Origin of the sequence: Moorena bouillonii PNG (genome assembly GCF_001942495.1) — a bacterium.
Taxonomy (GTDB): Bacteria; Cyanobacteriota; Cyanobacteriia; order Cyanobacteriales; family Coleofasciculaceae; genus Moorena; species Moorena bouillonii.
On record NZ_MKZS01000001.1, the window covers coordinates 866,729 to 876,275 of the forward strand.

The following is a 9,547-nucleotide window of genomic DNA, read 5'->3' on the forward strand; positions in this document are numbered from 1 at the left end:
ATTGGGTTGAACTCAATGATTTAGGTTTAGTCCCTGGAGTATCTTTATTTATCCAGCGATGCAGCGCGGTCTTGGGGGTTCCCCCCATGAGCGACTGCATCAAGACAAGGAAAACGCACCATTACCGACCTGCGGGGGTTTCCCCCGGAGACAAAACCTGATTACGTGGAGCCTTTATGGTTGGTAGGCTATGCAGATGCATGGGGAAAACTTATTGATTAAGGCTCCACTGTCTTACGGTAAATTCAAACCATGAGCGACTGCCGTGGTTTCCCCCACTCGCGCTTTGCATCAAGACGGGAATAGGGAATAGGGAATAGGGAATAGGGAACAGGGAATTAGAGGGAGGGAATCAATATCAGTGGAGTGGGCATCCTGCCCGCCTGGAAATGAAACAGGCAAGATGCCTGTTCCACAGCCAGATGCACGTTCCAAGTATATAGCACTACGCATTCAGATAGCGGACATTTCTAAACTCCTAAACCTAGTCCTAGCTTACTTTTGACTTCTGACTTTTAACTTCTGACGCTAAGCGTAGCGCTATATCTTGACGGAGTGTATCAAAAAGGGTTAATTAGCTCAATGACCTCTAAACGAATTCCTGCTAAGTTTTATAAAACTGAATCTAATCACGAACCTGTCCGTGATTGGCTCTTAAGTTTGGACAAGGAGGAACGGCGGTTAATTGGCACAGACATCAAAACTGTTGAGTACGGCTGGCCTATTGGTATGCCTACCTGTCGCCCGATGGGAAATGGTTTATTTGAAGTCCGTACTAACTTACCTAATGGCCGCACTGCCCGCGTTCTTTTCTGCATTCATAACAATCAAATGGTTTTGTTACATGGATTCATCAAAAAGACCGAAAAAACGCCCAAACAAGAATTAGCTTTAGCTAACGCACGAAAACGCAACTTATAAACGAACAATGAATAATAATCCTTATATTGGTTCTTCCTTAGATGAACTTTTAGAAGAAGATAACATCCTTGCTGAAGTTGAAGCCGTAGCTCTCAAACGAGTTTTAGCTTGGCAAATCGAACAGGGGATGCTTGAAAAAGGACTGACTAAAACTGAAATGACCCAGGTCATGAAAACCAGTCGTGCAGCTTTAGATAGTCTTTTAGATCCAAACAACACCTCTGTAACCCTGAGCACAATTGAACGGGCAGCTAATGCACTGGGTAAGCGGTTACAGCTTCAATTGGTTGATAGTGAAGTGTAAGCTTCCCCACGCTATCTGCCCTTCCTTAGGGCAGGGAAGAGTGTGGGAAGTGTGGGAAGTTTAGGAAGTGTGGGAAGTGTGGGGAGATGGGAAACATTTTTATAGGGTTTCCCATACCTATGAGGTACAAATAATTTTTGCCCTCCTCAGTTCCCCCCTTATTAAGTTCCTCCCTTATTAAGTTCCCCCCTTATTAAGGGGGGTTAGGGGGGATCCCTCTAGTGCTATACCTTAGCCTCTTCTTTCACTAACTTATCCCAACCCAAATCCTTGAGACTGTTATTGCGACGTAACGGACGAGTTGCCAATTCCAGAATGTCTCGGGCATTAGTAAAGCCGTGCATTTGAGCAAAGGTAAACTCAACGGACCACTTAGTATTAATCCCCCGTGCTTCCAAAGGATTAGCATGAGCCATACCGGTAATCACCAAATCCGGCTCCAACTCATAAATCCGCTGAATCTGGTTGTAATTGTCTGGCTTCTCGATAATCTTAGGAGTTGGTACACCCATTTCGTGGCAAGTCTTCTCTAACAGAGCTAACTCAGCCTTCTGATAACGCTTATCCATGTAAGGGATACCGATTTCATGGCAAGTCATCCCGCAACGAACGAGGAAACGAGCTAACGAAACTTCCAGCAAGTTATCCCCCATGAAAAATACTGACTTACCACGCAACAGCTGGATATAATCCTCCAAGCTTTCCCAAATTTTAGCTTCCCGTTCTGCCAATCCTTTTGGTTCAATACCAAACACAGAACACATTTTCTCTATCCAAGCCCGAGTGCCATCCGGACCAATGGGGAAAGGTGCGCCAATTAACTTACACTTGCGGCGGCGCATCAGAGTAGTAGCGGTGCGGCTGAGGAAGGGATTCACCCCAGCAACATAGTAACCTTCTTCAATTACTGGTAATTCCGTGTAACGCTTAGCAGGCAACCAACCAGACACCTTAATCCCCTGCTTCTTCAACTCTAGGGTGAGGTTAGTCACAACCGGGTCAGGTAGGGAGCCAAACAACACTAGGGGTGGATGATCCGCATAGTCAGACTCTTCCGCAGCCACCTCTTCTTTCTGGCGTCCAAAGTTGAGGAGTTTTGCGATCGCATTCCGCTCTTGTTTCTCCTCTTCCACCTGGGGTGCTTCCTTCGGACACTTGTGAGCCATCGCCGCCAAGACCGTATCTTCACCCTGGGTGAAAGCATAGTCTAAGCCATTAGCACGAGCCACCACAATTGGAATACCAATCTCAGATTCCAGCTTGGGAGCCAAGCCTTCCAAATCCATCTTGATAATTTCCGTAGTGCAAGTACCAATCCAGACAATCACACTAGGATTGCGATCGCGTTTAATCTGCAAACACAACCGCTTCAGTTCTTCGTAATCATTCAGCTTAGCGGAAATATCCCCTTCTTCCAACTCCGCCATGGCATAGCGTGGCTCAGCAAAAATCATCACCCCCATCGCATTTTGGAGGAAATAGCCACAAGTCTTAGTACCAATCACCAAAAAGAAGCTATCTTCAATCTTTTGGTAAAGCCATGCCACGCAGCTAATCGGGCAAAAAGTATGGTAATTCCCAGTTTCGCACTCAAAATCTAGGGCTTGAGGGGTTTGAGCAACAGTCATCTAAAGTTCTCCTCTCCTGGTTTCTCTCGTCGGTTTTAAGGGTTTAAGGTTGAAGGTTTTAAGGGTTGAAGGTTTTAAGGGTTGAAGGTTTTAAGGGTTGAAGGTTTTAAAGGTTGAAGGTTTTAAAGGTTGAAGGTTGAAGGTTGAAGGTTGAAGGTTGAAGGTTATTTGGTTGAAGGTTATTTGGTTGAAGGTTGAAGGTTGAAGGTTGAAGGTTAGTTGGTTTAAGGTTTAAGGTTATTTGGTTTAAGGTTATTTGGTTTAAGGTTATTTGGTTTAAGGTTTACTGTTAACTGTTGAATGGTTTCAGGTTTACTGTTATAACTTTCAACCTCCAACCTCCTAAATTTCAACCTCCAACCTCCTAACTTTCAACCTGCTAACCTTCAACCTCCTAACCTTCAACCTGCTAACCTTCAACCTGCTAACCTTCAACCTCCTAACCTTCAACCTTCAACCTTCAACCTTCAACCTCATAACCTTCAACCTTTCTTTCAACCTTTGCTTACACCATCATCAGGTCTAATTCTTCTTCCTCAGTCACTGCTGGGGTTTGAGGATTGAGGTAGAAGTCAGACAGCAAAGAGAACAACTCCCGGTCTGGTGCATCTTGAGGTACAACCCCCTCAGGCTGTGCCAGAATTTGGTCAGCAATGTTGAGATAGTATTGGCACACAGGTTCCAGGCTAGGGTCAGTTTCTGCCATTTCAAAAATCGTTTTGCCCTTAACCCGAGAGACACGGATATCTTCAATTAGTGGCAGAATTTCCAGCACTGGCATCGGCACAGCTTCGACATACTTATCGATTAAGTCGCGCTTAGAGGTGCGGTTGCCAATCAGACCAGCCAGACGCAGCGGGTGAGTGCGAGCTTTTTCACGAACAGAAGCAGCAATCCGGTTAGCAGCGAACAACGCATCGAAACCGTTATCCGTGACAATCATGCAATAGTTGGAATAGTTCAGGGGAGCAGCAAAACCACCACAGACGACATCACCCAGAACGTCAAACAGAATCACATCGTACTCATCAAAAGCATTCAGTTCCTTGAGCAGCTTTACAGTTTCACCAACCACATAGCCACCGCAACCAGCACCAGCCGGGGGACCACCAGCTTCTACGCAATGAACACCACCATAACCTTTGTAAATCACATCTTCAGGCCAGACATCTTCGTAGTGGTAATCCTTTTCCTGAAGGGTATCAATAATGGTAGGGATCAGAAAACCAGTCAGAGTGAATGTGCTGTCATGCTTCGGGTCACAGCCAATTTGCAGCACCTTTCGACCCCGCTTAGCTAGGGCAACTGAGATATTACAGCTAGTTGTGGACTTACCGATACCACCTTTTCCATAAACTGAAAGTTTCACCTTTAGTTATCTCCTGTTTCAGATAAAAATTCTTCTTTTGTCTTTGCCCCTAAGCCAGCCGAAAGCATAATTGCTGAAATTCTGCTGGATTTATCTTAGGCACCGCTTCGGCGTTGACCCTAAAGCCAGCCATAGATTGCTTAGCTTGTCTTGATGCAATAGCGAGTGGGGTAAACCCCCGCATGAAGGCGCTGCATCGCTTCGGTGCTTCTTGCATTATTCACGAACTGCACTAGAAAATACAGGGTCTTTTTTATCGATATAGCCTTTAAATTACTTTAAATGGACTTTTATAAATTTAAACCATAATGTAAATCAATTTAAATCTTATTTATTCAATTTAATACTTAATTAATATTGTTTATATTTTTTTTTAATAAAAATATAAACAATAAACAAAAATAAAAAATCACCAGAGTGAATCAAGCTGATAGCTGATAGCTGATAGCTGTTCGCGTAGCGTGCGCGTAGCGCATTAGCTTACAAATCATCCAGACCCACCAGAAGCCATAGGCGGGTCTAGCTATTGAAGTTTTTTGTAAATAATAATTAAATTTCTACGGAGCAATCACCGCAATCTTCTCGATAGAGTCACAGAATTTGAAAGAGGTACAAAGAATCGGGAGTCGGGAATCGGGAATCGGGAATCGGGAATCGGGAATCGGGAATCGGGAATCGGGAATCGGGAATCGGGAATCGGGAATCGGGAATCGGGAATCGGGAATCGGGAATCGGGAATCGGGAATCGGGAATCGGGAATCGGGAATCGGGAATCGGGAATCGGGAATCGGGAATCGGGAATCGGGAATCGGGAATCGGGAATCGGGAATCGGGAATCGGGAATCGGGAATCGGGAATCGGGAATCGGGAATCGGGAATCGGGAATCGGGAATCGGGAATCGGGAATCGNTCCCCATCTCCCCATCTCCCCATCTCCCCATCTCCCTATCTCCCCACCTCCCCTGATACAGGTTAAATCTGTATTAAGCTCAAGCCCCTACAGCTTCCTTAGCGGCATACATCACTTCAAGAGTGATTTCACTAAAGCCACGCTCACGAGCAAACTTCTCAGTATTGCGCTTTACTTTACCGCGAACAAAACCAGGCACCTTATTCAGTTCTGCTTTAGCGTCCTTACTCCAGTTCAGGTCAGAATCAGCAGAGATCCCCTTGGTAATCACTTCCTTGGTATCATGACCACCAAAGATTTCCAACAAGTGGTCTTCCATACCCAAGGTAAAGGAATTGTAGACCAAATCAGCAATTTGGTTAGTACCTTCGTAACCCATGAAGGGACGATAACCGATGGGGAAGTTTTGGATATGAATGGGAGCAGCAATCACACCACAAGGAATATTCAATCGCTTACCAACGTGCCGTTCCATTTGGGTACCGAAAATCGCAGCAGGTTCAATTCGTGCGATCGCATCCCCAATCGCACCATTATCATCACTGATCAGGATCTCATCACAGTATTCGCTCACCTGCTCCTTGAACCAATCCGCATCATACTTGCAGTAAGTCCCAGCCAGCACCACATGAATACCCATCTCCCGTGCCAGAATCTTGGTCATAGCGGCAGCGTGGGTATTATCTCCGAAAACCACAGCCTTCTTACCGGTCAAGTTCTGGCAGTCGATGGAGCGAGAGAACCAGGCAGCTTGAGAAACGTACAGGGTTTGGTTGTCGATGTACTCTTCGTAATCGACATTAGCACCTTGACCATTAAGGATTTCCTGAATCTTACGGATACAACGAGCAGTTTCCACCACACCCAGAGGAGCAATATCGACATAGGGCATCGAGAACTCTTCTTCCAGGTAACGGGCACTCATCAAGCCAATTTCCCGATAAGGCAACAGGTTAAACCAAGCCCGAGGTAAATTTTTCAGATTGTGGACAGACGCTCCCTCTGGGATGACTTCGTTAACCTCAATGCCCAAATCAGCCATCAACCGCTTCAGTTCAGTACAATCGTGTTGATTGTGGAAGCCAAGGGTAGAAATACCAATGATGTTCACCGATGGCTTTGCGGTTTTGCCTTCTGGGAGCTCACCCTTCTTGCGGGCTTTTTTGAGGTAGAACTGAACAATTTGATCTAGGGTGCGGTCAGCCGCTTGTAATTCATTGACCCGGTAGTGGTTCACATCTGCCAACATCACATCAGCCTTAGCATCCATCTGAGCCCGGTTTACGAAGTTCTCCAGGTCTTCTTGTAGGATACTGGAGGTGCAGGTGGGGGTGAGCACAATTAGATCAGGGTTTACCTCCTGATCCTTGCGGGTGATATTGTCCACCACTTTTTCCTGAGAACCCCGTGCTAGCACGTTCCGGTCAACAATACTAGCAGTTACCGGAGTGTAATCCCGCTCTCGCTCTAGCATTGAGCGCATCACGTTGAAATAGTCATCCCCTAGGGGGGCATGCATAATAGCATGGACATTCTTAAAAGAACTCGCAACGCGCAGTGTGCCAATGTGGGCAGGACCTGCATACATCCAGTAAGCCAATTTCATATCCTATTCTCCCTTGTTAAAAGATTAAGTATCAAGCATTAAGCATCAAACATCAATCATCAATCATCAAAAATTAAGCATTAAGCATCAAAAATCAATCATCAATCATCAAAAATGTAACAAGTTTATGGATTTGTTACTCAGCAACCAAGAGAGTTTCAGCCTTGGCCTTTGGCCACGCTACGCGAACAGCCTTCAGCCTTAAGACCTCTCGTGATTTAGATTTTCTCAGAAGTCCGAGGTAATGACTATCCTTAGGGATAAGTGTTCTTTCCCTGGTATCTAATTCGCCAAATCCTCTTGCCAAGCTAAACATATCGATTAGGGATATAAGAGAATCTGAATCAAATTGCAATTATTCTTAATTTTTAGTTACAGGGAGTAGGGAGTAGGGAGTAGGGAGTAGGGAGTAGGGAGTAGGGAGTCGGGAGTGTGGGAGGTGTGGGGAGTGTGGGGGAGATGGGGAGATGGGGAGTGTGGGAGATGGGGAGATGGGGAGATGGGGAGATGGGGAGATGGGGAGTCAGATCAGTTTTCCCTGTTGCCTGTTGCTAGCTTGCCTATTGCCTGTTGCTAGCTTGCCTATTGCCTCTTGCCTCTTGCCTGTTGCTAGCTTGCCTATTGCTAGCTTGCCTATTGCCTATTGCTAGCTTGCCTCTTGCCTATTCCCTATTCCCTATTCCCTATTCCCTATTCCCTATTCCCTAATATGAAAACCACTAGAGCAAGCATAATAATGTCAAAATAATCACAACCAGTTTGTCTGAAGAGTCCTCATGGAATGGCATATAACTGATGCCCAAAGTCTGGCAATTATTGACCGTGAAATAGGCGAGCATGTCTTTTCACCAGCAGAATACGAGATTGTGCGGCGGGTGATTTATGCCACAGCCGACTTTGAGTATAAGTCTCTGATTCATTTTTCTGAGCGGGCATTACAAGCAGGAGCAGCAGCTCTAGCTGCTCGTAGCACAATTGTAGTGGATGTGCCAATGGTACAAGTAGGTATCACTCCCCACATTCAAGATACCTTTGCTAATCCAGTGTATTGCAGCATGGAAACCCTCACTCGTCCCCAAAAACAAAAGACTAAGGCAGCCTGGGGGATGCAAACCTTAGCTAGACGCTATCCAGAAGGAATTTTTGTTATTGGTCAAGCTCAGACAGCTTTGACAGTATTGGTGGAGTTGATTGAAGCAGAGGAAATTCGACCAGCCTTGGTGATTGGGGTACCTGCGGGATTTGTAGAGGTGGATGTGGCTAAATCTCGGTTGACGGACTCTTTGATTCCCCACATTCGGATTGATGGTCGTAAGGGTTCTGCGGTAGTGGCGGCTGCTATTGTTGATGGCTTAGTAGACTTGGCTTGGCAAGCCTACGGCCAGGATGATATTGATCTCTCACATGCCTAATATCAAGTCTGGTTGAATACCCATAATTAAGGAAAGGGTGGGAGGTGTGGGGAGATGGGGAGATGGGGAGATGGGGAGATGGGGAGGTGGGGAGATGGGGAGGTGGGGAAATGGGGAGATAGGGAGATTTTTATTAAGGGTAATTATCCTGACATGATATAAAAGGGCGTGGCTCAATTGTGGCATGATTGAGAATAATGGGTAATCGGTAATGGGTAATGACCTTCGGTCAGGCTCATTGACCGAAACCTTCCGTTGGTGATCGATAAAAATTTGGTTAAGATCCTCTCAGCAACGGTTTAGCAAAGGGATAAGGATGGCAACTGCGGTTAAATTAATAGCTCCAGGTTTTTGTGTAAAGTACCCGAAAACCCCTTGGAGTGTGATATATGTCGAGGATGCTTCAGGCAAGTTTCATTTCCGCCTTAGTAGTCGAGACTTCAAATTTGAACCCCGCGATCGCTACCGTTACCCCACTCATGAGGCGGCTAAACGGGCAGCATTGTGTTTTCTGGAATTACTCAAACGTATAGAGCGATCGCGGATGCGCATGAGCATTCTGCTAGAAATTGGTATTCTTAAATTTCCCCAACAGACATACCACTCTTATGAAATTTGGTTATTGATTGATCGCACTCGCTATAGTTGGGAGGCAATAACGCCCAATGGTTTTTGTTTCCGCTCCCAGCGCTGGTACAAAAGTCCTAACAGTCCGATTCTTAAAGCCAAGAAACATATAGACCGGGAGTTGGCGGTATATCAAATCAAAAATGCGGTTGGCTGGGTGTAGTGACTATAGCAAAAATCAAATAGGTGAGGTACACAAGTTGTGGATTTTAGGGAACAGGGAATAGGGAACAGGGAATAAATCCTGTGTACCTTATGAATAAGATAAATGAATATTATTACCGCTATCCTTAAAAAGGACGAGTATCAAAACATTTATGCCCAATTGTGCCATCAGGAAATAAGTAAAGAGGACAATACGGTAATTCTATGGGTATGGTCACAATTGTCGTAGGCTGCTGCTATTCGTCATTATGAGGCCAACGAATCGTGCGACTTTTACCACCGACAACATCAGCCATTTTATGATCACTATTGTCAGAGACAAAGCTGTCACTTTCTAACCTCTCGACGAAACCTATATCAAAGATTTCCATGATAGCGATATACCCAATTAATTTCTATTAAGTCTTAATATAAACTTCCAGCATGACTAATAGAAAAGTCTGGCCATATTGGCTATAAGTTATAAAACTTTAGAGTCCTCAACTACCAATTAATTAAGGGAATCGGGAATCGGGAATCGGGAATCGGAATCCCCCCTAACCCCCCTTAATAAGCTATCCATTAGGCAAAAGTAGTCGAAACGGTGATAGAGACTAGGATTTAGG

The 9,547-nt window shown here is 45.3% G+C and carries 11 protein-coding genes; 5 read left to right on the forward strand and 6 right to left on the reverse strand.

Annotated elements, in window-relative coordinates; genetic code table 11:
• Positions 1-291: 291 nt before the first annotated feature.
• Positions 292-453 (reverse strand): hypothetical protein, encoded by a 162-nt coding sequence (locus BJP37_RS38350; protein WP_158069389.1) that lies wholly within the window; start codon positions 451-453, stop codon positions 292-294.
• A gap of 129 nt (positions 454-582) precedes the next feature.
• Between BJP37_RS38350 and BJP37_RS03470 the strand changes: the two genes are divergently transcribed.
• Together BJP37_RS03470 and BJP37_RS03475 are read left to right on the forward strand one after the other, a co-directional pair.
• Complete coding sequence (locus tag BJP37_RS03470; protein WP_075896501.1) at positions 583-921, forward strand: type II toxin-antitoxin system RelE/ParE family toxin; 339 nt, start codon at positions 583-585, stop codon at positions 919-921.
• 7 nt (positions 922-928) lie between these two features.
• Positions 929-1,225, forward strand: a complete 297-nt coding sequence (locus BJP37_RS03475) for an XRE family transcriptional regulator (RefSeq protein WP_075896503.1) — start codon at positions 929-931, stop codon at positions 1,223-1,225.
• A gap of 224 nt (positions 1,226-1,449) precedes the next feature.
• Here the strand turns inward: BJP37_RS03475 and BJP37_RS03480 are convergent, their stop codons facing one another.
• The 5 genes from BJP37_RS03480 to BJP37_RS41880 all read right to left on the reverse strand — a co-directional run bounded on the left by BJP37_RS03480 (position 1,450) and on the right by BJP37_RS41880 (position 7,093).
• Positions 1,450-2,853: a ferredoxin:protochlorophyllide reductase (ATP-dependent) subunit N gene (locus BJP37_RS03480; protein ID WP_075896505.1), complete on the reverse strand. Its 1,404-nt coding sequence runs from the start codon at positions 2,851-2,853 to the stop codon at positions 1,450-1,452.
• Positions 2,854-3,358: 505 nt separating this feature from the next.
• The gene (gene bchL, locus BJP37_RS03485) at positions 3,359-4,222 is read right to left on the reverse strand and encodes a ferredoxin:protochlorophyllide reductase (ATP-dependent) iron-sulfur ATP-binding protein (protein ID WP_070391049.1); all 864 of its coding nucleotides are present in this window, start codon (positions 4,220-4,222) and stop codon (positions 3,359-3,361) included.
• Between the two features lie 49 nt (positions 4,223-4,271).
• Positions 4,272-4,439 (reverse strand): hypothetical protein, encoded by a 168-nt coding sequence (locus tag BJP37_RS41875; RefSeq protein ID WP_214607740.1) that lies wholly within the window; start codon positions 4,437-4,439, stop codon positions 4,272-4,274.
• A 772-nt stretch (positions 4,440-5,211) separates the two neighbouring features.
• Positions 5,212-6,738 (reverse strand): ferredoxin:protochlorophyllide reductase (ATP-dependent) subunit B, encoded by a 1,527-nt coding sequence (bchB, locus tag BJP37_RS03490; protein WP_075896507.1) that lies wholly within the window; start codon positions 6,736-6,738, stop codon positions 5,212-5,214.
• Positions 6,739-6,874: 136 nt separating this feature from the next.
• Positions 6,875-7,093, reverse strand: coding sequence for a hypothetical protein (locus BJP37_RS41880; RefSeq protein WP_214607741.1), 219 nt, complete (start codon positions 7,091-7,093; stop codon positions 6,875-6,877).
• A 112-nt stretch (positions 7,094-7,205) separates the two neighbouring features.
• Here BJP37_RS41880 and BJP37_RS38355 point away from each other — a divergent pair, with 112 nt between their 5' ends.
• The 3 genes from BJP37_RS38355 to BJP37_RS03505 all read left to right on the forward strand — a co-directional run bounded on the left by BJP37_RS38355 (position 7,206) and on the right by BJP37_RS03505 (position 8,940).
• Positions 7,206-7,388, forward strand: a complete 183-nt coding sequence (locus BJP37_RS38355; protein ID WP_158069390.1) for a hypothetical protein — start codon at positions 7,206-7,208, stop codon at positions 7,386-7,388.
• Between the two features lie 126 nt (positions 7,389-7,514).
• The gene (locus BJP37_RS03500) at positions 7,515-8,150 is read left to right on the forward strand and encodes a precorrin-8X methylmutase (RefSeq protein WP_075896511.1); all 636 of its coding nucleotides are present in this window, start codon (positions 7,515-7,517) and stop codon (positions 8,148-8,150) included.
• A gap of 316 nt (positions 8,151-8,466) precedes the next feature.
• Positions 8,467-8,940: a hypothetical protein gene (locus BJP37_RS03505; protein ID WP_075896513.1), complete on the forward strand. Its 474-nt coding sequence runs from the start codon at positions 8,467-8,469 to the stop codon at positions 8,938-8,940.
• Positions 8,941-9,547 lie beyond the last annotated feature (607 nt).